Origin of the sequence: Pantoea sp. B65, assembly GCF_047308185.1 — a bacterium.
Taxonomy (GTDB): Bacteria; Pseudomonadota; Gammaproteobacteria; order Enterobacterales; family Enterobacteriaceae; genus Erwinia.
The window spans coordinates 21,954-47,052 of record NZ_JAHXPU010000024.1 but is presented as its reverse complement, the minus strand read 5'-3'; the positions used below and the strand labels follow the sequence as shown (position 1 = coordinate 47,052).

Below are 25,099 nucleotides of genomic sequence, written 5' to 3'. Positions count from 1 at the left end.
TCCGGAGAAAGATGTGTCTCAAGCATGTTGCGCGCCTCCATCAGCAATCGCATTAACAATTGACGCAACGGAAAGCTGCTCCAGCGGAATTTCCGCCACCTGGCGCCGATCGCGCAGGATCAATACCCGGTCGGCGTAACCCACCAGCTCTTCCAGTTCAGAGGAGATCACCAGCAGTGCCAGCCCGTCAGCACAGAGTGATTCAATAAGGCGAATAATCTCAGCATGGGCGCCAACATCAATACCGCGCGTCGGCTCATCAAGGATCAGAAATTGCGGTCGCGTTACCAGCCAGCGGGACAGCAGCACTTTCTGCTGATTCCCGCCGGAGAGCAACTCCACCGGCTGATCGGCATCCGGGGTACGAATACCGAGGCTTTTGATAAAACGTTCGGCAATCTGCTGCTGCTCGCGCCGCTTAATCGGTCGCAGCCAGCCGCGCTGCGCCTGTAACGCCAGGATGATATTTTCGCGCACCGATGCGGCGCCGATAATCCCGTCGGTTTTACGATCTTCCGGGCAGAACCCCATGCCAAGGCGCGAGGCCTGCGCCGGGGAACGAATAGTGCGTTTTTTTCCTTTAACCATTGCGCTGCCGCTGTCGGCACGCCGGATGCCAAACAGCAGCTCGGCGGTTTCGGTGCGTCCGGAACCCAGCAGTCCGGCCAGCCCGACCGCTTCACCCGGCCTGACTTCCAGACTGAAAGGCTCAATGGTGCCCTTCTTACCGTAATCTTTAAATTCCACCACCGGCTGATTACTGCGTAAGGTGCTGCCGGCGCGCTGCAACGCCGTTTCCAGCAGTTCGCGGCCAAGCATCAGTTTAATCAGCTCGATGCGCGGCAGGCTGTGAGTATCACGGGTAGCGATAAACTGACCATTGCGCAGCACGGTAATCCGGTCACTGATGCGGTACACCTGGTCAAGGAAATGGGTAACAAAAATCAGGCTCATGCCTTTCTCCCTGAGCTGATTCATCAGGGTAAACAGCATTTCCACCTCGCTGGCATCCAGACTGGCGGTAGGTTCATCGAGGATCAACACCTGAGCCGAGAGATCCACTGCGCGGCAGATGGCGATAATTTGCTGCATCGCCACCGAGTACTGTCCCAGTGAACGGGTAACATCCAGCTCAAAACCGTAATTTTTCATCAGCAGCGTGGCATCACGCACCATGGCTTTGCGGTCGATCATGCCAAAGCGTCGCGGTTCACGGCCAATAAACAGGTTATCCGCCACCGACATATTGGGCAGCAGGTTAACTTCCTGATACACCGTGCCGATGCCGAACTGCTGGGCCTGAGCGGTATTGTGCGGATTGATGACCTGGCCATTAAGCGTTACGCTGCCGGCATCACGTTGATAGACGCCGGTCAGCACCTTAATCATTGTCGACTTACCGGCTCCGTTCTCCCCCAGCAGCGCCATAATCTCACCGCGCCTGATGCTAAAAGAGACATTATCCAACGCCTTTACTCCGGGGAAAAACTTGCTGACGCCGCTAATAGTTAACAGCGCCTCCTCTGTTTGCGTGGTCATAAACATCGCCTCTCAACATGAAAAAAACCGCCTGATTGCACAGCCTGTCCCGCAACTCCTTCTGCATCTCAGGGGGGATGGCTCTGAATCAGGCGGCGCTATGCTTAGTAGCCCATACCTTTTTTCTTATCTAACTCTGTCTGTGCATCAGCCGGCAGGAACAACCGCGACTGGGTTTTGATAATTTTTGGCGGCATAGTGCCGTCTTTCTTGAATTTCTCCAGCGCATCAAACGCCGGCCCCGCCATATTTGGCGTCAGTTCAACGTTGGCGTTGGCTTCACCCGCCAGCATCGCTTTATAAATATCCGGTACGCCGTCAATTGAGCCGGTGAGGATATCTTTACCCGGTTTCAGACCCGCTTCTTTAATGGCCTGGATGGCGCCGATCACCATGTCATCATTGTGCGCATATACCATGCAGATGTTTTTGCCGTTGTTTTCCGCCTTGATAAAGCTCTCCATTACCTCTTTCCCTTTACTGCGGGTAAAGTCGCCAGACTGGGAACGGATCACTTTGATATTTTTTGCCCCGGCAATCGCTTCGGCAAAGCCTTTCTTACGGTCGATGGCGACACTGGCGCCAACGGTGCCCTGTAGCTCTACGACATTACAAGGTTTGCCCGCCACATCTTTTACCAGCCAGTCGCCAATCAGTTTACCTTCCAGCACGTTATCCGCCGTGACTACCGCCATATACAGTGATTTGTCTTTTACCACGATGGCGCGATCCAGCAGGAATACCGGGATTTTGGCGTCTTTCGCTTCCTCAAGAACCGGTTCCCAGCCGGTCTGCACTACCGGCGCGATAAAAATGGCATCAACCCCCTGCGCAATAAATGAGCGCACTGCTTTGATTTGGTTCTCCTGTTTCTGTTGGCCATCGGCGATTTTCAACGTAATGCCGCGTTTAGCTGCTTCGCTTTTTGCAACGCTGGTTTCTGCGGCACGCCAGCCCGATTCAGAGCCAACCTGTGAAAAACCGACCGTCATATTGGCTGCCAGCACGGAACCGGAGAGTGCGGCACTCACCAGGGTGGTTAAGAGTAAACGCTTCCACATAATCTTTTTTCCTCTGATGGGAGATTGCTGTATAGGGACAAAGCCATTAGAGCCTGGACTATCCGGCTGAAAACAATTTCGACTTACTTCACAAAATGCCGCTAATTAAATGAGTTACGTTAAATCGGCAGAATTTAAGTCTGGCGGCATATGGAGTTTTCCCCTGCATGGAAAACAGCATGGGTTAAATAATCGTAATAAACAGAAGCGTTTAACGCGCGAACATTTGGAAACGATTACAGCACCACGTAAAGTTCTGCCATTTTCACCGTGTGGCTAATCTGCAAAAAAATTATCTAATCTGTGACTGGTCGCACATCATGCAGTTTATTGTTTCTTTTACCGGTAACAGTCGGCAAAACGTCAGCAGCGGGTAAAAATGATTATTTTCCCGGCGTTTACGGACAAAAAACCACCAGCCACCAGCGCCAATGACGCCTACTGCGCGAACGGATCAACCGCCATTATGGCCTGATACGATTCAGCCCGAGGGTGAGCAGGGAGAAACATCTATTTCTGCGGCAGATACCGACTTTTTGTCGCATCATTAATTACAGAAAACTCTCAAAAGAGGTCGATTGTGATGGATTGTGGCGTACTTTTCTTATTTTTGACGCTTTTTTACCATTTAAGCTATAGACAGCATTGGCCTTCTCCTTATACTTGAATGCTTATCATCCCCCTACCTGACGACTACTATGACAGCGCAAGATTACCTGTTGAAATTTCGTAAAGTGAGTAGCTTAGAAACTCTGGAAAAATTGTTTGATCATCTTAATTACTCATTAAGCGACGACCGTGAAATTCTGAACATGTACCGTGCTGCCGATCACCGCCGCGCTGAACTGGTCTCCGGTGGGCGTTTATTCGATTTAGGCTGCGTGCCAAAATCGGTATGGCGCTACGTGGTATAAGCCACCATAAACGTAACCATAACCGTAACTGTAACTGTAACTGTAGGGGAGCCATTAATGGCTCCCGTCATATTCCGTCACATTAATGGCTCCCGTCATCTCAATGGCTCCCGTCACATTAATGGCTCCCGTTATATTCCGTCATATTAATGGCATCCTGCAACGCCCCCGCGCCTTTATGGCCCTCGCGGCTTTTTTCTGTATAATCCTCGCGTTCCATATCGCAGATGACAGCCGGTAAAACGCTGTGATCGCCGTTTAATTTCTGTCAGGAAACCTAACATGTCTGTGCAATCTTCTGCGCCACGCATTGGCGGATGGCTTATTGTTCCGCTGGCATGGCTGCTCATGACGCTGCTTACCAGTGCTCTGGTGCTGGCAATGTATCTCAGCGCATTGGTAAATCCGGAACTGCGTCAGGCATTACTGCATAACACCCAGGCTTTTACTCTGCAGTGGTCACTGTCGCTGCTAACCTCGCTGGTGGTGTGGATCTACAGCATCTGGGTGACCTGGATGTTCTGCAAACGCTCGCGTCGTTTACCGCGCCACTACATTATCTGGCTGCTGCTCACCGTGGTGCTGGCCATTAAGACCTTTGCCTTCTCACCGGTCAGCGATAGCGCGGCAATCCGCACCCTACTGATCGCCCTGCTGGCGGCGTCACTTCTGGTTCCCTATTTCAAACGTTCTCAACGGGTTAAAAACACATTTATTGAGCAATAGGTGACGTTTATAGCGTCAGTAATTTAATCCTGAGTGCTATCTGCCGCCCCTGCGCGGCACAGATATTGTGATACAGCCGCCAATGCCCGATAATAAGCGGCTTTTATTGTTTCCCCAGGCGTAATCATGACCGAATACCTGCTTCTTTTTGTTGGCACAGTGCTGGTGAATAACTTCGTATTAGTGAAGTTTCTCGGCCTCTGTCCCTTTATGGGCGTCTCCAAAAAACTGGAAACGGCAATTGGCATGGGACTCGCCACCACCTTCGTTATCACCCTGGCCTCGATCTGCGCGTGGCTGGTGAATCATCTTATTCTGCTGCCGCTCGATCTGGTCTACCTGCGCACCCTTGCCTATATTCTGGTGATCGCCGTAACCGTTCAGTTCACGGAGATGGTGGTGCGGAAAACCAGCCCGGCGCTTTATCGCCTGCTGGGTATCTTTCTGCCGCTGATCACCACTAACTGCGCCGTGCTGGCGGTGCCGCTGCTGAGCGTCAACCTCAACCACAGTTTTATGCAGGCGGCAATGTATGGTTTCAGCGCCTCAATCGGTTTCTCGCTGGTGATGGTGCTGTTTGCCGCAATGCGCGAGCGTCTGGTGCTGGCGAATGTCCCGGCGCCGTTTAAAGGTTCATCCATCGCGCTGATCACCGCAGGTCTGATGTCGCTGGCCTTTATGGGCTTCTCAGGATTGGTGAAGTTCTGATGTCAGCCATCTGGATAGCAATTATTGCCTTAAGCGCCCTGAGTCTGGTATTTGGCGGACTGCTGGGCTATGCCTCACGGCGCTTTAAAGTCGAAGCCGATCCCATCGTTGACCAAATCGATGAAATTCTGCCGCAAAGCCAGTGCGGACAGTGCGGTTATGCCGGCTGTCGCCCCTATGCTGAAGCGGTAGGCAACAACGGCGAGGCGATTAACAAATGCGCCCCCGGCGGCGAGCAGACCATGCTGAAGCTGGCCGGACTGTTAAATGTTGATCCGCAGCCGATTGACGGCGACGCCACGGCGCAAGAACCGGTGCGCACGGTGGCGTGGATCGATGAAGCCAACTGCATTGGCTGCACCAAATGTATTCAGGCCTGCCCGGTTGATGCCATTGTCGGCGCCACGCGCGCGATGCATACCGTGCTGAGCGATGTCTGCACCGGCTGCGATCTCTGTGTTGCCCCCTGCCCAACCGACTGTATTGAAATGCGTCCGGTGGCGACCACCACTGCCAACTGGAAGTGGGATCTGAATACGATCCCTGTCAGGGTCATTCCCGTGGAACGTCATGCGTAATCTGTTTAACTGGTTTAAAAAAGAGAAAATCTGGGACTTCGATGGCGGCATTCATCCGCCGGAGATGAAGACCCAGTCAAACGGCACACCGCTGCGTCAGATCCCGTTACCTGAGCGTTTTATTATTCCGCTGAAGCAGCATATCGGTAATGAAGGCGAACTGTGCGTCAGCCCGGGCGACAAGGTGCTGCGCGGTCAGCCGCTGACCTTTGGCCGCGGACGTATGCTGCCGGTTCATGCGCCGACCTCCGGTATAGTCGACGACATTGCGCCGCATATGACCGCCCACCCTTCGGCGTTGTCAGAGATGTGTGTGTTTATTACTCCGGATGGCGAAGATCGCTGGATCGAGCGCGAAACCCTGAGCGACTATCGCCAGCTGGATCGCGCTGAGCTGATCAACCGGATTCACCAGGCTGGCGTGGCCGGTCTGGGCGGCGCGGGTTTCCCCACCGCCACCAAGCTGAAAGGCGGTCTCACTGGGGTTAACACCCTGATTATCAACGGCGCCGAGTGTGAGCCCTATATAACCGCCGATGACCGGCTGATGCAGGACTATGCCGATGAAGTCCTCGAAGGCTCGCGTATCCTCGGCTGGGTATTACAGGCCACGCAGGTGCTGATTGGGGTGGAAGACAATAAACCCGCCGCGATCGCCGCGCTGAAGCAGGCAATCGGCAGCAGTACTGATTTGCAGCTGCGGGTTATTCCGACCAAATATCCCTCCGGCGGCGCCAAACAGCTGACAAAAATTCTTACCGGCAAGGAAGTGCCGCACGGCGGGCGCTCGTCGGATATCGGTGTGCTGATGCAGAATGTCGGTACCGCCTTTGCGGTGAAACGCGCGATTATTGACGGCGAACCGTTAACCGAACGTGTCGTCACCCTGACCGGTGAAGCGGTGGCTCAGCCTTGTAATCTCTGGGGTCGCCTTGGTTCGCCGGTCAGCCATCTGCTGCATCAGGTTGGTTTTACTCCGGCCTCCGGCCAGATGGTAGTAATGGGCGGTCCATTAATGGGCTTTACCCTGCCCGCCCTGGATGTGCCGATGGTGAAAATCACCAACTGTATTCTGGCGCCTTCCGCCAGTGAAATGGGGCACAGCGCGCCGGAGCAATCCTGTATTCGCTGCAGCGCCTGCGCCGATGCCTGTCCGGCCAATCTGCTGCCGCAACAACTCTACTGGTTTAGTCAGGGCGCCGATCATGAAAAAGCCCGCGCGCACGCTATTGATGACTGTATCGAGTGCGGCGCCTGCGCTTATGTCTGTCCGAGCAATATTCCGCTGGTGCAATATTATCGTCAGGAGAAAGCAGAGCTGCGCGCCATTGATCTTGAGGCACAACGCACTGCCCAGGCGAAAGCCCGTTTTGAAGCACGTCAGGAACGGCTCGAGCGCGAGAAACAGGCGCGTGAAGCGCGTCATGAGCAGGCGAAACGCAAGGTCAGCAGCAGCGATCAGAGTGAGATTAGCGCAGCACTGGAGCGGGTAAAAGCCAGACATGCCGCCACGACCCAGCCGGTGACCGTGCAGGCCGGAGAAGAGCCGGATAATGCGCTGGTGATTGCGCAGCGTGAAGCGCGGAAAGCACAGGCGCGGGCGCGTCAGGCGGAAAAACAGGCGGAGACCGAGCCACTTACCCGTCAGGCTGGCGATCCACGCAAAGCTGCGGTAGAAGCAGCGATTGCCCGCGCCAAAGCGAAAAAAGCGGCGGCAGAGGCACCGGTCGATCCGCAGGCGGTTGATCCACGTAAAGCCGCCGTCGAAGCAGCCATTGCCCGTGCTAAAGCAAAAAAAGCGGCGCAAAGCGCCGAAACTGGCGCGCCGGCTGAGCCTGCGCCGCATACTGATACGGTCGATCCACGTAAGGCCGCCGTCGAAGCGGCTATTGCCCGCGCTAAAGCAAAAAAAGCGGCACAAAGCGCCGAAACTGGCGCGCCGGCTGAACCTGCGCCGCATACCGATACGGTCGATCCACGTAAGGCCGCCGTCGAAGCGGCTATTGCCCGCGCTAAAGCAAAAAAAGCGGCACAGGCCACACAACCCGCTGAACCCCGGCAAACCGCCCCTGACACCGACAGTGAAACTGACGATCCGCGTAAAGCGGCAGTGGCGGCGGCCATTGCGCGCGTAAAAGCGCGCAAAGCCGCGCAGCAGCATTCGACGCAAGAGGAATAAATGGCTTTTCGTATTGCAAGTTCGCCTTATACCCACAATCAGCGCAGCACCGGTACCATTATGCTGCTGGTGTTGCTGGCTGCAATTCCGGGCATGGCGGCCCAGTGGTATTACTTTGGCTACGGTAACCTGATTCAGGTGGCGCTGGCGGCACTTGTCGCGCTGGCGGCGGAAGGGATGATCGTTAAACTGCGTAACCAGCCGGTGGCGGCAATTCTCGGTGATAACTCCGCGCTGCTGACTGCCCTGCTGCTCGGCATCAGTATCCCGCCGCTGGCCCCGTGGTGGCTGATTGTGGTCGGTACGCTGTTTGCCGTGGTGATTGCCAAGCAACTTTATGGCGGTCTGGGTCAGAATCCATTTAATCCGGCAATGATCGGCTATGTGGTACTGCTGATCTCCTTTCCGGTACAGATGACCAGCTGGTTGCCGCCGCACGCGCTGCAATCCGTCACCCCCGGGCTAATGGACTCCCTCAGCATGATCTTCAGCCACCACACGCTGGCGGGTGACACCATGCAGCAGCTGCAGGCTGGCATTGATGGCGTCAGCCAGGCAACACCGCTGGATACCTTTAAAACCGGGCTGCGGGCCGGTCACCGCGCCGATCAGCTATTAGCCCAGCCAATTTATAGCGGCGTCATTGCCGGCTTAGGCTGGCAGTGGGTGAATGCCGGTTTTCTGCTCGGTGGCCTGTTTCTGCTATGGAGCAACAGCATCCGCTGGCATATTCCGCTCAGCTTCCTGCTGTCGCTGGCCGTCTGCGCAACCATTGGCTGGCTGATTTCGCCACAGAGTCTGGCGTCGCCACTGATTCATCTGTTCTCCGGCGCCACCATGCTCGGCGCATTCTTTATCGCCACCGATCCGGTGACGGCCTCCACCACCAATAAAGGCCGCCTGCTATTTGGCGCGCTGATTGGTTTACTGGTATGGCTGATCCGCAGTTTTGGCGGTTACCCTGATGGCGTAGCCTTTGCCGTCTTACTGGCCAATATTACCGTGCCGCTGATCGACTACTATACCAAGCCGCGCGTTTACGGCCATCGCAAGGAATAAGCACAGGATGAGTATGCTGGATTCCATCAGGAAAAATGGCGTGACGCTGGCGCTGTTCGCGGCGGTCACCACTGGCGTAACCGCGGTGATAAATACCGTAACCAAACCGACGATTGAGCATCAGACGGCACTCCAGCAGAAAGCGCTGCTGGATCAGGTATTGCCACCAGAGGTGTATGATAACGCGATTCAGCGCGAATGTTACGTTGTCACTGACAGCGCGTTGGGCAATGCTAAGCCGCACCGCCTCTATCTGGCGCGTATGCAGCAGAAACCGGTGGCGGTGGCTATTGAGACTACTGCGCCGGACGGCTATGCTGGGGAGATCCAGATACTGGTCGGGGCCAATTTCAATGGTCACGTGTACGGTAGCCGGGTGGTGGAGCATCATGAAACCCCGGGGCTCGGTGACAAAATTGAATTGCGCATTTCCGACTGGATCAACAGCTTTAATGGTAAGCAGGTCACAGGTGCGGATGACCGGCGGTTCGCGGTAAAAAAAGATGGCGGTGATTTTGACCAGTTTACCGGCGCCACCATTACCCCGCGCGCGGTGGTGAATGCGGTAAAACGCACTACCCTGTATGCAGAAACGCTGCCGACCAGACTCACGTCGTTACCGGACTGTGGAGAGAGCAATGAGTAGTGAAGCTAAAACACTTTTAATTAACGGCTTGTGGAAAAACAACTCGTCGCTGGTACAGCTACTTGGCCTCTGTCCACTGCTGGCGGTGACCTCGACCGCCACCAATGCACTCGGCCTCGGTCTTGCCACCACCATGGTGCTGACCTGTACCAACAGCGCGATTTCCGCTTCGCGTCGTTGGGTGAAGCCGGAAATCCGCATTCCTATCTATGTCATGATTATTGCCGCCGTGGTCAGTTGCGTACAGATGCTGATTAACGCTTACGCCTATGGCCTGTATCAGTCGCTGGGGATCTTTATCCCGCTGATCGTCACCAACTGTATCGTGGTGGGCCGCGCCGAAGCGGTGGCATCGAAAAGCAGCATACCGCTATCGGCGCTGGACGGCTTTGCTACCGGTATGGGCGCCACCTGCGCCATGACGGTACTCGGCACGGCGCGTGAAATCATCGGTAATGGCACTATTTTTAACGGCGCCGATCAGCTACTAGGCCCCTGGGCTAAAGTCCTGCGCGTTGAAGTGGTGCATTTTGACTCGCCAATGTTGCTGGCAATGCTGCCACCCGGCGCCTTTATTGGCCTGGGCATGATGCTGGCCGGCAAGTATATGATCGATCAGAAAATGAAAGCTCGTGCGGCACGACTGGCGGCAACCCAGGTTGCGCCGGAGGGACATACCGGGAAAGCGCTGTGAATAAAGAGAAACGTCATCAGATCCTGAGCCGTTTGCGTGACAATAATCCGCATCCCACCACCGAACTGGCATTCAGTTCCCCTTTTGAATTGCTGATCGCCGTGCTGCTTTCCGCGCAGGCCACCGATGTCAGCGTTAATAAGGCCACCGCGAAGCTGTGGCCGGTAGCCAATACGCCGGCGGCGTTGCTGGAACTGGGCGTCGACGGCGTAAAAGAGTACATCAAAACTATCGGCCTGTTTAACAGCAAAGCGGAGAATGTGATTAAGACCTGCCGTATGCTGCTGGAACTGCATAATGGCGAGGTGCCGGAGGATCGCGCGGCGCTGGAGGCGCTGCCCGGCGTCGGCCGCAAAACCGCCAATGTGGTGCTAAACACCGCGTTTGGCTGGCCGACCATTGCCGTGGATACGCATATTTTCCGCGTCAGTAATCGCACCCGCTTCGCGCCGGGTAAGAATGTCGAAGAGGTTGAAGAGAAACTGTTAAAAGTGGTGCCTGCCGAGTTTAAGGTGGATTGCCACCACTGGCTGATTTTGCACGGGCGTTACACCTGTGTGGCGCGTAAACCGCGCTGTGGCTCCTGCCTGATCGAAGATCTTTGCGAGTATGACAGCAAAGTCGAACTGTAACCCCCCGCCACCCTAACCCTGCGCCTGCCGGGTTAGGGTGGCGACCTCATTAACTTATTTTCTTACTCTCATCCGCACGATAATGCAGAAAAGCAAAGTGCGCGGCGGCGCGGTGATAGAGACTGTCAACACAAGCCATCCCGACGAAACAACCGGTGAACTCACCGTAGCGGCTGTATTCATCAGAAAAAAGCGCCGTGGCATACTCTTTACCAATTCTCTGATACTGCTCACCATCAACTGACCACGAGAAGAAGGTTTTCCGCCCGGCAATATTCAGGCGCAGATAAAGCTCTGCCTGCTCAGGATGAATCTCATCCAGGTGATCCTCACGCTTCAAACCATTATCGAGATGAATGACATACAGCGAAGGTGAAGCGGTCTGCTCATCAAAGGTCTTTTGCAAAAACAAATAATTCATATTGTCATAATACAAAACCAGCCCCGCGCTATGCTGAAATACCTGCGGGGAAAAATCCATTTTGCTGCTGACGGTGGTATCCAGCGAGGTTAATTTGCGGGCCAGCAGACTGACATTGTTTTCCGAGCACAGTGATTCCTGACCGCGTAGCGTCACATAGCCCGCCTTCGTGGCGGTATCGGCGAAGCAATCGGCGGCAATACGCGGGGCGTAGAGATTAATATCCAGCGCCGCAGAGTCGAACTGAATATGATGTTCAACCACGCCCGCGCCCTGGCTGCCGCCCACAGCGCCTGTTTCCATCCCCTCCTGAGCCAGGTTGCCACCAGAGCTCAGTCGCAGCCAGTTATCTTCTGACCAGTACATCCGCTGTATTGCCGTTTCACGGCCGAGCGGACAACAGAGCTCCGGACGCAGCGGGCGGGCGCACAGGTGAACGAGCAACACTTCGCCGTTATCATTCTCAACATAGCTGGCATGCCCTGACTTTTGCAGATAGGAGTCAGGATTAAAGCAGGCGCGGCGCAAATAATCTTTATCAAAAGCCTCAGCGGAATCTTTATTGATTATCAGCGGCGCATGCAGTGCCGCTGCCGTCGCTGAGGTAAGAATCGGATTAAGCGGATCTTTCTCATACGGGCCGAAGATATTTCTGGCGCGCCCCATGGTGACACAGTGGCCGTAGCCAGTCCCGCCTTCAGCGCACATCAGGTAGTAATAACCGTTACGTTTAGTAATGTGTGCGCCTTCAGCGCCGATTTCAAAAGCCCCCGACCAGATACGTTGCGGATAGCCGATCAGCGACCGGCTTTCCGCATTATATTCCACCACGCTGATAGCGCCCTGATAGTTATCGCGGGTTTCCCAATCCACTGCCACCACCCATTTGCGGCCGTCATCATCGTGCACAAGTGAGGCATCGTAGCCCGCCGAGTGCAGATATACCGGTTCACTCCACGGACCTTCAATGTTTTCTGCGCTGACCAGGTAGTTATCGACATCAAAATAGCGGCCATTCATTGAATTCATCACGCCATACAGTACATAAAACAGCCCCTCCGCTTCGCTCCAGGTCAGGCAAGGCGCCCATATCCCTTTCGCCGAGCGCAATTTCCTCAGATCCAGCAGATGGCGGTCATTAATCACATGCGTGTGCAATGTCCAGTGGCTAAGGTCACGGGAGTGATAAACCGGAATAGCGGGAAACCATTCAAAGGAAGAGACGGCAATATAGTAATCATCACCACGGCGGCAAATGGCCGGATCGGGATTGAAGCCTTTCAGAATTGGGTTTTGCACAATCATAACAACCTCAATATATCAGCGTGTGAATTTAATCAGTGAGTTTTCATCAGGTTAGCGGCAATATCGTTATCTGGCCGGTAGTAACGGATAATCACTACCAGTAACAGCACCAGAAATGCCGGATAGAGGGTGAAAAGCAGTCGGATGGTATGCGCCGCCGCGGCTGATTGCTGCGCCACGCCGCCGACATAGCCATTCCAGGCCAGCAGCCAGCCAATCAGCGCGCCGCCCAGAGCAATTCCCAGTTTGATGGCGAATAAATTGGTAGAAAAGACGATGCCACTCAATTTTTTGCCGCTTTGCAGTTCAATAATATCGACCACATCAGAGAGCATTGCCCACTGCAATGGCGTGGCCAGCAGCTGCACAAAGTTAATCAGAATCAGTAACGCCAGAATGGCAATAATGGCGTTATCCGGGACGAAATAGAGCGCCACCAGCATCACCACCTCTGCCAGCATGCAAATTTTAAAACCTTTTACCTTGCTGATATTTTTAAATACGCTGGCTGACAGCAGAGCTCCGGCCAGCCCGGAAACCAGTGCCACGGTAAGGAAAGTACTGCTCAGATCGGGCCGGTTAATAACATAGTTACAAAAATAGATAATCACGCCGGTTTTAAAGATCACCGCCACCAGGTTGACAATATTGAGCACAAAAAGTGATAGCCACTCGCGGCTTTTTAATAAAATGCGCAGATCCGCGCCTACCGTTGAACGATTAACATCCGGTTCGGCAATATATTTCTCTTTAGTGGCGGCATAACAGAAGAACAACAGAATAATACCGAGTACGCTGATAAACATCATCGAGTAGAAATAACCCTGTTGTAAATTGCCTTTGCCCAGCCAGGCAACCAGTGGTAACGCGGCAACCGACACCATCAGACCGCCGCAGGCACTCATGGCGAAACGCCAGGATTGCAACGATACCCGCTCCGCTGATGAGCGGCTTAAATTATTGACCATTGCGCAGTACGGCACGTTGATTGTGCTGTAAAAAAATGACAACAGGGTGTAGGAAATACAGGCGTAAATCAGTTTTCCGTTATAGGCGAGATCCGGGGTGTAAAATGTCATCATACACACCAGACCAAATGGAATGGCAAACCACAGTATCCACGGTCTGAATTGCCCGTTTTTGCTGCGGGTGCGATCGGCTATAGCGCCAATATAGATATCAAATACTGCATCAAGTGCGCGAACCGCCAGAAACATGGTTCCCATATGTACCGGGACCAGGCCAAATACATCGGTATAGAAATAAGCCATGAAAAGCATGATGGTTGACCATACCAGATTGCAGGCCGCATCCCCTAAGCCATAACCAAACTTTTCATAACGAGTCAGGGTAACATTAGTCATTTATTCCTCGGTATCTTGTTGATATAATTATAAACACACCTGGGCAGGGTTACAGTGAAGCTGCGTTTCAGATTATTGATTTTGCGTAACTGAGTCTGTATAAAAAGCGTTGAGAACTATAAGAAAGGTGAACCTGATGCGTGATGACTATCCCATTTACGAAAACATTATCCTGCCGAATAAAGAGCTCTATTTCTTAAAACAATATCAGCTGACGGATTATCCCGGCGATATCATTCCGCCTCATTATCATTTAATGTATGAAATGATGTGGTTTGAGCAAGCCAGTGGCGTTTTTACCTTTAATGGTGAATGCTTCCCGATCAAAGATCATACGCTGGTGTTTATCCCCACCCTGATGACACACGAATTGCAGTTAGATGCCGCCAGACAGCACCTGCGTTATTTATTCCAGTTTGAGAGTGAGTTAATAAATAAACTGAGTATCTGTTCTTTTGCACAGCATAAACAGCGGGCAGCAATCTATATGCCGGAACAGCAGCAATCAGCGCGTATCGCCGCCCTGTTTTCATGGTGTGCCGGATTTCAGGATCATCACGCGCAGCAACTTCTGTTAACAAAAGCGCTGGCGTTATTACTGGAAGACGTTTTCTCGCTGCAGTGCGGGAATAATCAGATTTTTCCGCATCAACCGGCTGATTTCCCTGACCGGCTGCTAAAGCTGCTATACCAGATGGAGAACCAGAATAACTATGAGATCACCACCGCTGAGGCAGCGCAGGGATGCTCAGTATCGAAGTCGTATTTTTCACGCTGTTTTAAAACGCATTTTGGTATGACTTTTAAAGAGTACCTGTTATTGCGCAAGTTAAAGCTGGCAATGGGTCTGTTATCGTCAACAGAAATGAAAATCGCCGATATTTCACAGTTAGCGGGCTTTACCGACGGTGCCTATTTCACGCTAAAATTCCGTTTGTATCTCGGCTGTACGCCCAGTGAATTTCGCGGCCAGATTTACAATAATAATGTCGCTGCGTTGTAGGGACGGGAGCCATTAATGGCTCCCCTACGTTTGTAGGGGCGGCATTAATGCCGCCCGTGTTAATGATTTTTGCCGATCATAATGACGGCATTAATGCCGCCCGTGTTAATGATTTGTGCCGATCATAATGACGACATTAATGCCGCCCGTGTTAATGATTTTTGCCGATCATAATGACAGCATTAATGCCGCCCGTGTTAATGATTTGCACCGGCTATAATGATGGTATTAACAGCTATTAAAACTGATAAGTCATGCCAACGCCAAAGCTATTATCGGTAGAGATACCAAATGGAGTATTCTCACTCAGTCGATTAACTTTATAATCGGCATAGGTAAAGAAGTTCTTATTAAAAAAGTATGAGATATTCAGGTCGAGATATTTAACTAAATCAACATCGCCATATCCCTCAATCTCTTTGCCTTTCGACTGAAACCAGCCAATGCCGGGCGTTATGCCATTGTCAGAGACATAACGCAGATAAGCTTCAATGTTCTGCGTTTTATTAGCGTATCCATAATTTTTAATCGGGGTGATATTGTATCCCTGCGAATATTTCACCGCGGCGTAGAATGGTCCGGGATTATATTTAAACCCGGTGGCCCACATTTCGGCACGCTCACCATCGCCATACGCCAGTGCCTGCTGAGCCGTGGTGCGTTTCGAGTTGCCGTATGCCGCCAGCAGGGTGCCGCCCCAGTCGAAAGCATAACTCGCCGACATGCCCGCGCCTTCACCGTTAGCAGCGTAAACCGAGCGACTGCTGTTATTGCTGCCCTCACCGTTCTGTCCCTGGTACTGGACGGCGAATTTAATTTTATCATTCAGACCAAACAGATTGTTGTTACGCCAGGTCAACAGACCGTTGGCGCGACCGGTGAGAAAGCCATCGGTATAGCTGTCAGTCATAATATCGAAGATAGGCGCAAAGTCGGTAATACTGGCAACGTCATACAACACCCCGGCATTTCGCCCGTAATCCAGCGAACCGAGATCGCCATAGCGCAACCCCGCATAGCCAAAGCGGGTTTTGCTGCCGTCGGTCCCTTCTGCCTCAGATTTATTCGCCTGAATATTATATTCCCACTGACCAAAGCCGGTTAATTTATCATTAATCTGCGTTTGCCCGCGAAAGCCGAAACGTAAATAGCTGTTATCGCCATCGACGCTGGTATCATCGCTAAAATAGTGGCGCGCGCGCATGCTGCCATACAGATCCAGCTTATTACCATCCTTATTATAAATTTCCGCCGCCCCGGATACGCCGGAAATTAATAGCGACATCAGGACAAGGGAGGTTTTACCTGCATTCATTTTTGCCTCATCATATTCAGGATATTATTAGTGTTATTATTGAGTGGGTATTGCCCCACTCAGACGTTAAATATTAATTAGCGATTAAGTGGCCGTGGCTGCGCTTCAGGCGGCAACAGTGAGTTATAGCTTTCACCGTCCAGCTGGCGGGTGTGCTCCGCTTTTGCCGCAGCAATTAATGACGGCGTGGTGAGTGCGCGCATTACTGAGGCGGCGATAACGCTACCCGCCAGCAGCATTCCCTTATGGGCATAAGTGGATTTGCCCTGCGTCACCATCTGCCAGGAGTGCGGCGGGGTGCCCCAGGCGCAGGTGGCGATATACACCTGCCCCACCGGCACCAGCCAGCTGACATCCCCGACATCGGTTGAACCATTGAGAAAATCAGGTTCCTTACGCAATGGGGTCAGGTCTTCCGCCAGCACCTTGCCCTTCTTCGCCACCAGCCGTTTCTCTTCCTCAGAGAAAGTTTGCTGAATGGCGTGAGCAAACGCCTTTTCTTCACGGGTAAAGGTTACCGGGCCGATTTTGCTCAGCTCTTCATCCATCATGGTAGCGAGGGTAACGTTCGGGATAAGATCGGCAGAGGCGGCATCAAATTCAATGCTCACCTCCGTGCCCGACATCAGCGCCGCGCCGCGCGCAATATCGTGTACCCGGGTAGTAATTTCACGCACCTGCTGCATTTTTGGCGAGCGAATTTTGTACAGCACATCCGCTTCTGACTGCACCACATTCGGCGCATTGCCGCCGGCGTTGGTGATGGCATAGTGCAGACGCGCTTCAGGAATAATATGTTCACGCAGGAAGTTAGCGCCGACGTTCATCAGTTCGACGCCGTCGAGCGCACTGCGCCCCAGATGCGGACTGAATGCGGCGTGGGTGCTTTTGCCCTTAAACAGATATTTCACCTGATTGGTAGCCAGCATCCTGGCGTTATAGGCAAGGTTTTCATCCCATGGATGCCAGGTAAAAGCGACGTCCACATCAGCAAATAAACCGGCCCGCGCCATATAGGCTTTGCCGCCGCCGCCTTCTTCCGCCGGGCAGCCATAATATTTAATCGTGCCGCCGGTGTTTAACGCCTGCATACAGGCTTTAACCGCCAGAGCTGCCGCCAGAGCGCCAGAGCCAAGCAGGTTATGACCGCAGCCATGGCCGTTGCCGGCCTTCACCACCGGCGCAAAACAGTCCAGGTTCGCTTTCTGGCTCAGTGACGGCAGCGCATCATATTCGCCGAGAATGGCGATAACCGGCTGTCCCTCGCCAAAGCTGGCAACAAATGCCGTGTCAATATTGCCGGCGTTACGGGTCAGGGTAAATCCGGCCTGTTCCAGCGTTTGCGCCATCAGGGCGGCGGACTGAGATTCTTCATAACGAACCTCGGCGAATTCCCAGATTTGATCGCTGACGGCAACGATGCGCGCGCGTTCTTTTTCCAGGGTTTCCTTGATAATCTCTAAATAGTTCATCGGGTTCTCTCTTTAACGTGCAGGTCCGGCAGTGAGTTCAGCTTCAACGACGCTGTTCTGATGTTTGATTGACAGGGAGATCAGGCAGGTAACGATGGCGCAGGCGATAATCATCAGAAACGCTGCCGAATAGTTCTGGTCGGTTAATTTCAGGATGTAGCCAATAACCAGCGGGGACAGAAACGAACCGATTTGCGCCACCGAGTTAATCAATCCGGTCGCGGTTCCCACCGACTGTTTGGGGAACTGTTTGATAATGGTGACAAACACGCTGATGCTGATGGCATTCAGGAAAATATTCGATAGCGACAGCCAGGCAAAGGCCAGCAGAATCGACGAGGCGTTAAACATCAGCCAGATAAACAGCGCTGAAACGCCTGAACCGATGGCGATCAGGTACTTTTCGCGTCCGGTGAAGAACCGGTCCAGCAACCAGCCACAGGCCAGAAAGGAGATAAAACCAAGGGTCGGTGGCAGGACTGACCAGGCACCCATCGACACCATGCTCATCCCTTTCACTTTCACCCAGTAGGAGGGCAACCAGGATTGCAGCCCCCAGAAGACAATATTGGTAAAAAAGTAGCAGGCGGCGACCTGCCAGGTCAGCGGTCTGGCGATAATTTCCAGCAGACGTTGCTTTTCCGAACCTTTGTTCACCGCTTTGACGGTGTCAGGCTGCGGCTCAGCGGACGGTTGCTTCAGCACCAGCCATAGCAGCACCGCCAGCACCAGGCCGGCAATCCCCAGCAGGAAAAACATCACGCGCCAGTTATAAAAAGCAATCAGCGTGGAGACCACGATAGAGCCAACGGCAAAACCCACCGATGCCCCGGACTGAAGAAATGCTTTTGCCCGCGCCATCTTTGTGCGGTCAAACTGCTGCGCAATCACCACTGAGCTGCCGGAAGGAAATACCGCCTCACCGACGCCGACAAAGAAACGGGAAATCACCAGAGTGACTACCCCACCCGCCATACCGGTAAAGGCGGTCGCCACTGACCACAGCCCGACCGCACCGGTCAGGATGGTTTTACTGCCAAGGCGATCGACCAGATAACCGCCAATCAGCTGAGTTAATGAATAAGCGAGGAAGAAACCACTGATAATCATGCCGGTTTCATCGCTGGCCAGACCAAAATCATTGCCGATCGGGATAATAGCTATATTAATTGCTGTTTTATCAATAAACCCAACAACCCAACATAAAAACAAGATGAAGATGATCAGTTTGTTTTTATTACTCGTCTTCAGGTTACTCATAGATACTTCCTCAGGGAGGTTGCCATAAAAACACAACAACTGCCTTGCTACACTTGCAAATAAAGTGATAAATATCTATGTAGCTTCACACACTAAAATCATAAATTATATGTAGGTTTATACGGGGTATGCAGATGCAGGAGTATGTCATTACACTGGAAAAAGTCATCAGACAACATTTTCCGGCCGCGCTTTTTTCAGTGGCGACATCGGCAAAAAGATTTGACGACCTGCGGCAGGATAGTGATAACCAGATGGATGAATCAAATGAAAACTTTATTTTAATTCACACCCTTAGCGCCGGTGAATTACGTATTGAAGCCATCTGCCTGTATATCGACTCGTTAATGATCAGAATAAATTACGATAGCTGCAGCGGCGCAGAAAATCAGATCAAGGCACTGTTAAATGATATCAAAATCACCCTATTCGCTGAGATACTACAGCAGCAAAAATCGATGTTTCGTCGTATCAGCGATAATACCTGGCACCTTGCTTCCGGGTTATCCCATGAAGTGATCACCCAGCACGTGGTTGATGGCGCGTTGAAGACCATTCCATTTAGCGATGCGGTTATATTCCGTATCTATGATGAACAGAAAAATCTGCTGATTCCAATGGCGCTTTCCGGGTTTAAGGAAAATTATTATGATTATGCTGTCTCAACCCATGAATCTGTTTCGGGGCGGGTATTTGAAAGCAGACAATCCGTTACGCTTAATTCCCGGGAGGCGATCCTCGCCTCTTTTACCCATCAGTCAGCGATGCGCAGCGCAATAATGGAAAATAACCCCATTGCTAATTCCCTGCTGTGCGTTCCGGTGCAGGATAAACAAATTTGTTATGGCACACTGACGCTACTCTCATTTAATCGCCATTCGGTCTTTAACTCACTGGCAGTTTCACTGCTGGAGACATTTTCCGCGCAAGTGGCGCTGGCGTGGAGAAATGCCAAAATATATGATGAAAAGATCTCCAGCCTGAATGAGGTTGAAGCGCTGCGCAAACAGCTTGAGCGGCAAAACGCCATCCTGAAAGGTAGCGTGGAATTTCATAATGACATGGTGAGTTTATCGACCAGAATCAATAACTTAAATTCTTTTATCATTGCCATCCTGGAACGGGTGAATCTGAAAGCAGGCTATATCGATATCCTGGGTAATCTCTGTAACGATACGGTGAATTTCCCTTACAGCTGGGATGATCTCCAACAACTGGAACAGGCGCACTCTGGCGCTGAGCGTCATTTTTCTGCCGGCGACGAGTATATTCAACCGCTGAAGTATGAATATCTCTCTGTCGGCTATTTTATTCTACCCGCCGCGGCAGTGAACGATGCGACCCGACTGATTCTTTCGCGTCTCGGTGATTTTATCGTTATGGAAATTATGCGCAAGGCCAGCAGCCTGATGCTGGAACACAAACGGAAATCAGCACTTATTGAACAGGTTTTCACGCGGGGAATAAACAGCGACAGCGAAAAAAACCTTGCGGAGTATGGTTTTCAGGTACAAAACTGGATTATGTGTCTGCGCCTGCAAGTTAATCATCATGGTAATGAAGAAGTGACTTCATTTGTCACCCTTAACAAATTAAACAGTCTGTTTTACCGGCGTAATGTCTTCAGCTATGCCGACAGCCACAGTATTATTATCTATATCTCCGATCTGCATACCAGTAAATTAAAAGAGTTCGCCGAAAAGATAAGCCGGGAATTACCACCAACGGCAATCAGTAAGGCTGGAATCAGCCAGATTCTGAAACGGAATGAATTTAAACTGGCCTGGCAACAGGCCGGGACGGCACTGGAGGTACTTAATACCCGCCAGCAACAGGGGGTATTGTATTTTCATGATAGTGGTATTGAGAGGTTATTTATCAACCATGAACAAGAAGAACTGAATCGGTTTATCGCTGATGTGCTCGCGCCGCTGCTTGCGGACGGGGAAAAAAATGCCACGCTGTTAATCACTCTGAATAGTTTTATTCATCACAGCTGCTCGATGCTTAATACAGCAAAGGCACTTAATATCCATGTAAATACTTTATATCAGCGCATCAGAAAAATTGAAAATATGATCCATTTCACCCTGTCAGATCCAGACGACTTTCTTATTGTTAACCTGGCCTGTCATATGAACCGGTTATATAACTCACAACCCTGACCTGATACTGAGATCGGGGTGGCCGCACGCGATACTGGAACACCGTCCTTTTGCCATCACGGTACGATCCATCGGGCCGAAGTGATGCTGGCGATAACCGTTCAGATCGTCAGTTTTATCGTGGCCGCCTGGCTGGCGGCGTCGACAAGGGCGCGGTATAGCGGGCTATTGCCGCTCTTTGCCGTGGTGACGCTGCGATAATCTTCCGCGCCATGCCAGTCGTGCGCGCCATTGTCGCCCAGCGGAAGATCATTGCCGGTTCTTTTTTTTCATCAAAAAATAGGCGGTTATCTGCTGCTGCCGGTGTGGGATCGCTGTTGCGGCTCAAATTTCTCTGCCGGCAAGGCGGCGATCGCATTAAAAATGCTGTTGGTAACTCATTAACAGTTTTTTAATCTATAAAAATCAAACATAACCGTGCTTTACATGGTGGTTAACACAGATGGCGATTTATCCCACTAATGGTCAAAAACCATGCAGAATAGCGGAGTATTATTTTGCCTGATAAAGTCAAATCAATATTTAACACCATGTAACAGCGATGTTGCGCTTGTTTAACCTCGTTAGCACGCCAAATAACAGAGAATGAAAAAACACTTGCCTGATGACGCAGGATCAGCGAAATTAACCGCCGTTTTTCCCATCTTATAACAATGCACCGAATAGATTAGCGCTATTACGCGTGCTTAATTCCCGATGCGAAATTTGCATCTATCCAGAGGTATGAGTGTCTACTGCAAACAAACACACTGATGAGGTTAGCCTCAATGCGTTCAAACAACCCCGTTCGTTCTATCTGATTTTCTCCATTGAACTGTGGGAACGTTTTGGTTATTACGGCCTGCAGGCTGTTATGGCGGTCTACCTGGTAAAAATGCTGGGTATGTCTGAATCCGATTCCATCACCCTGTTCTCTTCGTTCAGTGCGCTGGTGTATGGCCTGGTCGCCATTGGCGGCTGGCTGGGTGATAAGGTGCTCGGCACCAAGCGCGTGATCGTCCTCGGCATTCTGGTGCTGGCGACCGGTTACGGTCTGGTGGCCTGGTCGGGTCACGATCAGAGCATGGTGTATATCGGTATGGCGACCATCGCCGTCGGTAACGGTCTGTTTAAAGCCAACCCGTCGTCACTGCTTTCCACCTGTTACGCGAAAGACGATCCGCGTCTTGATGGTGCGTTCACCATGTATTACATGGCGATCAATATCGGTTCGCTGTTCTCGATGATGGCCACCCCGTGGCTGGCTGCGCACTATGGCTGGAGCGTGGCGTTTTCCCTCTCCTTTATCGGCATGCTGATCACCCTGGTGAACTTCCTGTTTTGTCGTCGCTGGGTGAAGAACCACGGCTCGGCAGCAGACTTTGCGCCGGTCAATACCGGTAAACTGCTGATGACGCTGGTGGGTATTCTGCTGGTGATTACCGCCGCTACCTGGCTGCTGCATAACCAGCAGATTGCGCGTATCGCGCTTGGCTGCGTGGTGCTGGGGATTGTGCTGCTGTTTGCTAAAGAAGCCTTTGCCATGCAGGGTGCCGCACGCCGCAAGATGATTGTCGCTTTCCTGCTAATGCTGGAAGCGGTGGTATTCTTTGTGCTGTACAGCCAGATGCCAACCTCGCTGAACTTCTTTGCTATTCGCAATGTTGAGCATACGCTGTTCGGCCTGGCGCTGGAGCCAGAACAGTTTCAGGCGCTGAATCCGTTCTGGATTATGATCGGCAGCCCGATCCTGGCGATGGTCTACAACAAGATGGGTGACCGTCTGCCGATGCCGCATAAATTTGCCATGGGTATGGTGCTTTGCTCCGGCGCCTTCCTGGTACTGCCGCTGGGCACCAAATTCGCCAGCGATGCCGGTATTGTTTCCGTTAACTGGCTGGTGCTGAGCTATGCGCTGCAAAGTATCGGTGAGCTCATGATCTCCGGCCTCGGTCTGGCGATGGTTGCTCAGCTGGTTCCGCAGCGTCTGATGGGCTTTATTATGGGCGCATGGTTCCTGACCACCGCCGGTGCGGCAATTATTGCCGGTAAAATCGCCAACCTGATGGCGGTGCCAGAGAATGTCACTGACCCACTGCAGTCGCTGCATGTTTACGGTGATGTATTCCTGCAAATTGGCATCGCTACCGGGGTCATTGCCGTACTGATGCTGTTAACCGCTCCGTTGCTGAATCGCATGACGCAGAGCGAAGAAGCGGCAGAGTTACAGCAGGCTGACGCCACTCTCTGAGTGCAGCCCGCAACCTGTAAAGCCGCCTGTCTCCCGGGCGGTTTTTTTTTGCCGCTGATACTGCGGCAGATCAGAAAAAGCGCAGCTTGCGCGCCCCCTTCACTGACAATTCCCGCTTCCGGCACTAAGCTGATGAGATCCCTGCCAACAGCTTTAGGAGCACCCGATGAAACTGTTCTTTAAACCCGGCGCCTGTTCTCTCTCGCCGCATATTGTGATGCGTGAATGTGGCCTTGATTTCACTGCGGTCAGGGTTGATCTTGCCAGCAAGAAAACCGAGCGCGGTGAGGACTTTCTGCAGATCAATACCAAAGGTAAGGTTCCGGCGCTGCAGCTGGATGACGGGACAGTGCTAACCGAGGGAGTGGCGATCGTCCAGTATCTTGCCGATCTGAAAGCCGATCGTCAGTTGCTGGCCCCGGCGGGCAGCCTGACGCGTTATCACACCATTGAATGGCTTAACTATATTGCCACCGAACTGCATAAAGGCTGTTCGCCGCTGTTTGATTCCTCTGCCCCGGATAACTACAAACAGAAAATGCGCAGCGCGCTGGAGCAGAAATTCGCCTGGGTGAATGGCGAGCTGGAGGAGAAACAGTGGCTGATGGGGCTGCGCTTTAGCGTGGCGGATGCCTATCTGTTTACGGTGATGCGCTGGGCGCAGGCGCTGAAATTAAATCTCAGCGGGCTGGATGCGCTGAATAGCTGGATGGCGCGGGTGGCAGAACGTCCGGCGGTGGTGGCGGCATTAAAGGCGGAAGGTCTGGTATAGGCGCGGCTGACACCACCACTGGCTGGTTTTATCGCCAGTTCGCCTGCGTAAACCCGGCATTTTTAGCGCCATTGTTGCTAATATGAAACAATCCCCGGTTTTGCCGCACGGTACTTGTCGTTCGGCAAAAGCGCGGTAGGATTAACGCATTCCCGGTACAGCGGAAAACGTTAAGTTAACCGCTAACTGAATAAATCCGAATCTGCGTAAAGGTGCCCTGATGAGCAACACAAAAATCGAATGGAACGGTGGCTTACAGCCGGAAGCAATTGAAATCCTGGCGAAAGAAGGCGGTATGATTGTCTGCCCTACCAAAGTAGGCTACATCATTATGACCTCTGATAAAGCCGGCCTGGAGCGTAAGTTTGAAGCTAAACAACGCAACCGTAATAAACCCGGCGTGGTACTGTGTGGCTCACTGGAACAGCTGAAAGAACTGGCGCAGCTGAACCCGGAAATCGAACAACTGTATCAGCAACACTGGGACGCTGATGTGCTGCTGGGCTGCATTCTGCCGTGGAAAGAAGAAGCGCTGGCGCGCATTCCTGACGACGGCTCAAAAGAGCTGATGATGGATGGCCGTCAGACCAGCTGTTTCGTGATTAAATTCGGCAAGCCGGGTGAAATTCTGGCGAAAGAACTGTGGGAAAATCACGGTAAATTCTCCTTCGCCAGTTCCGCCAACCCGTCAGGCAAAGGCAACCGTGGCCTGGTAGAAGGTATCGGCGAACGTATCGAAGAGCGTGCCGATCTGATTATCGGCGCTAACGACTATGTGAAATCGATCCAGCCGAATGAAAGCAATAAAACCCGTTACGAGCAGGGGGTGATGGTGTCGATGGTGGATGCCGCAGGCAAACTGGTCCCTGAGCAGAAAGGTGAGCGTAAAGTGACTCCGTGCCCGGTGCTGATCCGTAAGGGGCTGGATGTCGACAAAATTATGTCAATGATGTCCGATATCTTTACCACCTGGGACTACCGTCACGGCGATTACTATTAATCCCGGCGACCAGTCTGACTGACGCCCCGCCAGCTGATTATCCCGCAGGTCCGGGT

At 52.4% G+C, this 25,099-nt stretch carries 21 protein-coding genes and 1 pseudogene; 14 read left to right on the top strand and 8 right to left on the bottom strand.

Annotated elements, in window-relative coordinates; translation table 11 throughout:
* Window positions 1-18: 18 nt before the first annotated feature.
* Together ytfR and ytfQ are read right to left on the bottom strand one after the other, a co-directional pair.
* The gene (ytfR, locus tag JWF83_RS11680) at window positions 19-1,539 is read right to left on the bottom strand and encodes a galactofuranose ABC transporter, ATP-binding protein YtfR (protein ID WP_413650386.1); all 1,521 of its coding nucleotides are present in this window, start codon (window positions 1,537-1,539) and stop codon (window positions 19-21) included.
* 104 nt (window positions 1,540-1,643) lie between these two features.
* Window positions 1,644-2,600 (bottom strand): galactofuranose ABC transporter, galactofuranose-binding protein YtfQ, encoded by a 957-nt coding sequence (ytfQ, locus tag JWF83_RS11675; RefSeq protein ID WP_413650385.1) that lies wholly within the window; start codon window positions 2,598-2,600, stop codon window positions 1,644-1,646.
* Between the two features lie 698 nt (window positions 2,601-3,298).
* Between ytfQ and ydgT the strand changes: the two genes are divergently transcribed.
* The 9 genes from ydgT (at window position 3,299) to nth (ending at window position 10,736) form a co-directional block, all read left to right on the top strand.
* Window positions 3,299-3,514 carry a transcription modulator YdgT gene (ydgT, locus tag JWF83_RS11670; protein WP_413650384.1) on the top strand — a complete coding sequence of 72 codons (216 nt, stop codon included), beginning with the start codon at window positions 3,299-3,301 and terminating at the stop codon, window positions 3,512-3,514.
* Between the two features lie 282 nt (window positions 3,515-3,796).
* Window positions 3,797-4,240, top strand: coding sequence for a DUF2569 domain-containing protein (locus JWF83_RS11665; RefSeq protein WP_413650383.1), 444 nt, complete (start codon window positions 3,797-3,799; stop codon window positions 4,238-4,240).
* Window positions 4,241-4,366: 126 nt separating this feature from the next.
* On the top strand, window positions 4,367-4,948 hold the full coding sequence (rsxA, locus tag JWF83_RS11660; RefSeq protein ID WP_017802232.1) for an electron transport complex subunit RsxA: 582 nt from the start codon (window positions 4,367-4,369) through the stop codon (window positions 4,946-4,948).
* Window positions 4,948-5,526, top strand: coding sequence for an electron transport complex subunit RsxB (rsxB, locus tag JWF83_RS11655; protein ID WP_413650382.1), 579 nt, complete (start codon window positions 4,948-4,950; stop codon window positions 5,524-5,526). Before rsxA ends, rsxB begins: the two co-directional genes overlap by 1 nt.
* Window positions 5,519-7,705, top strand: coding sequence for an electron transport complex subunit RsxC (gene rsxC, locus JWF83_RS11650; protein WP_413650381.1), 2,187 nt, complete (start codon window positions 5,519-5,521; stop codon window positions 7,703-7,705). The genes rsxB and rsxC overlap by 8 nt, the downstream gene beginning before the upstream one ends.
* Window positions 7,706-8,764 (top strand): electron transport complex subunit RsxD, encoded by a 1,059-nt coding sequence (gene rsxD, locus JWF83_RS11645; protein WP_413650380.1) that lies wholly within the window; start codon window positions 7,706-7,708, stop codon window positions 8,762-8,764.
* 13 nt (window positions 8,765-8,777) lie between these two features.
* Window positions 8,778-9,410 (top strand): electron transport complex subunit RsxG, encoded by a 633-nt coding sequence (rsxG, locus tag JWF83_RS11640; protein WP_413650411.1) that lies wholly within the window; start codon window positions 8,778-8,780, stop codon window positions 9,408-9,410.
* Complete coding sequence (locus JWF83_RS11635; RefSeq protein ID WP_413650379.1) at window positions 9,403-10,104, top strand: electron transport complex subunit E; 702 nt, start codon at window positions 9,403-9,405, stop codon at window positions 10,102-10,104. Before rsxG ends, JWF83_RS11635 begins: the two co-directional genes overlap by 8 nt.
* Complete coding sequence (gene nth, locus JWF83_RS11630) at window positions 10,101-10,736, top strand: endonuclease III (protein ID WP_413650378.1); 636 nt, start codon at window positions 10,101-10,103, stop codon at window positions 10,734-10,736. The genes JWF83_RS11635 and nth overlap by 4 nt, the downstream gene beginning before the upstream one ends.
* A gap of 49 nt (window positions 10,737-10,785) precedes the next feature.
* On the opposite strand, the gene JWF83_RS11625 is transcribed toward nth, so the two are convergent.
* Both JWF83_RS11625 and JWF83_RS11620 read right to left on the bottom strand, forming a co-directional pair.
* Window positions 10,786-12,462, bottom strand: a complete 1,677-nt coding sequence (locus JWF83_RS11625) for a glycoside hydrolase family 43 protein (RefSeq protein WP_413650377.1) — start codon at window positions 12,460-12,462, stop codon at window positions 10,786-10,788.
* A gap of 32 nt (window positions 12,463-12,494) precedes the next feature.
* Window positions 12,495-13,826 (bottom strand): glycoside-pentoside-hexuronide (GPH):cation symporter, encoded by a 1,332-nt coding sequence (locus JWF83_RS11620; protein ID WP_413650376.1) that lies wholly within the window; start codon window positions 13,824-13,826, stop codon window positions 12,495-12,497.
* A gap of 136 nt (window positions 13,827-13,962) precedes the next feature.
* Between JWF83_RS11620 and JWF83_RS11615 the strand changes: the two genes are divergently transcribed.
* On the top strand, window positions 13,963-14,829 hold the full coding sequence (locus JWF83_RS11615; protein WP_413650375.1) for a helix-turn-helix domain-containing protein: 867 nt from the start codon (window positions 13,963-13,965) through the stop codon (window positions 14,827-14,829).
* A 238-nt stretch (window positions 14,830-15,067) separates the two neighbouring features.
* On the opposite strand, the gene JWF83_RS11610 is transcribed toward JWF83_RS11615, so the two are convergent.
* The 3 genes from JWF83_RS11610 to JWF83_RS11600 form a co-directional block, all read right to left on the bottom strand.
* Window positions 15,068-16,144, bottom strand: coding sequence for a porin (locus JWF83_RS11610; protein ID WP_413650374.1), 1,077 nt, complete (start codon window positions 16,142-16,144; stop codon window positions 15,068-15,070).
* A 77-nt stretch (window positions 16,145-16,221) separates the two neighbouring features.
* Window positions 16,222-17,616 carry an amidohydrolase gene (locus JWF83_RS11605; protein WP_413650373.1) on the bottom strand — a complete coding sequence of 465 codons (1,395 nt, stop codon included), beginning with the start codon at window positions 17,614-17,616 and terminating at the stop codon, window positions 16,222-16,224.
* A 12-nt stretch (window positions 17,617-17,628) separates the two neighbouring features.
* A complete protein-coding gene (locus JWF83_RS11600) occupies window positions 17,629-18,876 on the bottom strand; it encodes an MFS transporter (protein WP_413650372.1) in 1,248 nt (415 codons plus the stop codon).
* 134 nt (window positions 18,877-19,010) lie between these two features.
* On the opposite strand from JWF83_RS11600, the gene JWF83_RS11595 reads away from it, so the two are divergent.
* On the top strand, window positions 19,011-21,041 hold the full coding sequence (locus JWF83_RS11595; RefSeq protein ID WP_413650371.1) for a helix-turn-helix domain-containing protein: 2,031 nt from the start codon (window positions 19,011-19,013) through the stop codon (window positions 21,039-21,041).
* Between the two features lie 6 nt (window positions 21,042-21,047).
* Here JWF83_RS11595 and JWF83_RS11590 read toward each other — a convergent pair.
* Window positions 21,048-21,277: pseudogene (locus tag JWF83_RS11590) on the bottom strand (choline dehydrogenase); the annotation flags it as partial.
* A 491-nt stretch (window positions 21,278-21,768) separates the two neighbouring features.
* Between JWF83_RS11590 and dtpA the strand changes: the two are divergent.
* From dtpA to JWF83_RS11575, 3 genes are all read left to right on the top strand, one after another.
* Window positions 21,769-23,271 carry a dipeptide/tripeptide permease DtpA gene (gene dtpA / locus JWF83_RS11585; RefSeq protein WP_413650370.1) on the top strand — a complete coding sequence of 501 codons (1,503 nt, stop codon included), beginning with the start codon at window positions 21,769-21,771 and terminating at the stop codon, window positions 23,269-23,271.
* 166 nt (window positions 23,272-23,437) lie between these two features.
* Window positions 23,438-24,043 (top strand): glutathione transferase GstA, encoded by a 606-nt coding sequence (gstA, locus tag JWF83_RS11580; RefSeq protein ID WP_413650369.1) that lies wholly within the window; start codon window positions 23,438-23,440, stop codon window positions 24,041-24,043.
* Between the two features lie 220 nt (window positions 24,044-24,263).
* Window positions 24,264-25,043 carry an L-threonylcarbamoyladenylate synthase gene (locus JWF83_RS11575; protein ID WP_413650368.1) on the top strand — a complete coding sequence of 260 codons (780 nt, stop codon included), beginning with the start codon at window positions 24,264-24,266 and terminating at the stop codon, window positions 25,041-25,043.
* Window positions 25,044-25,099 lie beyond the last annotated feature (56 nt).

What these genes read in the sequence shown, in the direction of transcription:
- ytfR (WP_413650386.1), bottom strand. Translation starts at nt 1,539, where the DNA reads ATGACCACGCAAACAGAGGAGGCGCTGTTAACTATTAGCGGCGTCAGC.
- ytfQ (WP_413650385.1), bottom strand. Translation starts at nt 2,600, where the DNA reads ATGTGGAAGCGTTTACTCTTAACCACCCTGGTGAGTGCCGCACTCTCC.
- ydgT (WP_413650384.1), top strand. Translation starts at nt 3,299, where the DNA reads ATGACAGCGCAAGATTACCTGTTGAAATTTCGTAAAGTGAGTAGCTTA.
- JWF83_RS11665 (WP_413650383.1), top strand. Translation starts at nt 3,797, where the DNA reads ATGTCTGTGCAATCTTCTGCGCCACGCATTGGCGGATGGCTTATTGTT.
- rsxA (WP_017802232.1), top strand. Translation starts at nt 4,367, where the DNA reads ATGACCGAATACCTGCTTCTTTTTGTTGGCACAGTGCTGGTGAATAAC.
- rsxB (WP_413650382.1), top strand. Translation starts at nt 4,948, where the DNA reads ATGTCAGCCATCTGGATAGCAATTATTGCCTTAAGCGCCCTGAGTCTG.
- rsxC (WP_413650381.1), top strand. Translation starts at nt 5,519, where the DNA reads ATGCGTAATCTGTTTAACTGGTTTAAAAAAGAGAAAATCTGGGACTTC.
- rsxD (WP_413650380.1), top strand. Translation starts at nt 7,706, where the DNA reads ATGGCTTTTCGTATTGCAAGTTCGCCTTATACCCACAATCAGCGCAGC.
- rsxG (WP_413650411.1), top strand. Translation starts at nt 8,778, where the DNA reads ATGCTGGATTCCATCAGGAAAAATGGCGTGACGCTGGCGCTGTTCGCG.
- JWF83_RS11635 (WP_413650379.1), top strand. Translation starts at nt 9,403, where the DNA reads ATGAGTAGTGAAGCTAAAACACTTTTAATTAACGGCTTGTGGAAAAAC.
- JWF83_RS11625 (WP_413650377.1), bottom strand. Translation starts at nt 12,462, where the DNA reads ATGATTGTGCAAAACCCAATTCTGAAAGGCTTCAATCCCGATCCGGCC.
- JWF83_RS11620 (WP_413650376.1), bottom strand. Translation starts at nt 13,826, where the DNA reads ATGACTAATGTTACCCTGACTCGTTATGAAAAGTTTGGTTATGGCTTA.
- JWF83_RS11615 (WP_413650375.1), top strand. Translation starts at nt 13,963, where the DNA reads ATGCGTGATGACTATCCCATTTACGAAAACATTATCCTGCCGAATAAA.
- JWF83_RS11610 (WP_413650374.1), bottom strand. Translation starts at nt 16,144, where the DNA reads ATGAATGCAGGTAAAACCTCCCTTGTCCTGATGTCGCTATTAATTTCC.
- JWF83_RS11605 (WP_413650373.1), bottom strand. Translation starts at nt 17,616, where the DNA reads ATGAACTATTTAGAGATTATCAAGGAAACCCTGGAAAAAGAACGCGCG.
- JWF83_RS11600 (WP_413650372.1), bottom strand. Translation starts at nt 18,876, where the DNA reads ATGAGTAACCTGAAGACGAGTAATAAAAACAAACTGATCATCTTCATC.
- JWF83_RS11595 (WP_413650371.1), top strand. Translation starts at nt 19,011, where the DNA reads ATGCAGGAGTATGTCATTACACTGGAAAAAGTCATCAGACAACATTTT.
- gstA (WP_413650369.1), top strand. Translation starts at nt 23,438, where the DNA reads ATGAAACTGTTCTTTAAACCCGGCGCCTGTTCTCTCTCGCCGCATATT.
- JWF83_RS11575 (WP_413650368.1), top strand. Translation starts at nt 24,264, where the DNA reads ATGAGCAACACAAAAATCGAATGGAACGGTGGCTTACAGCCGGAAGCA.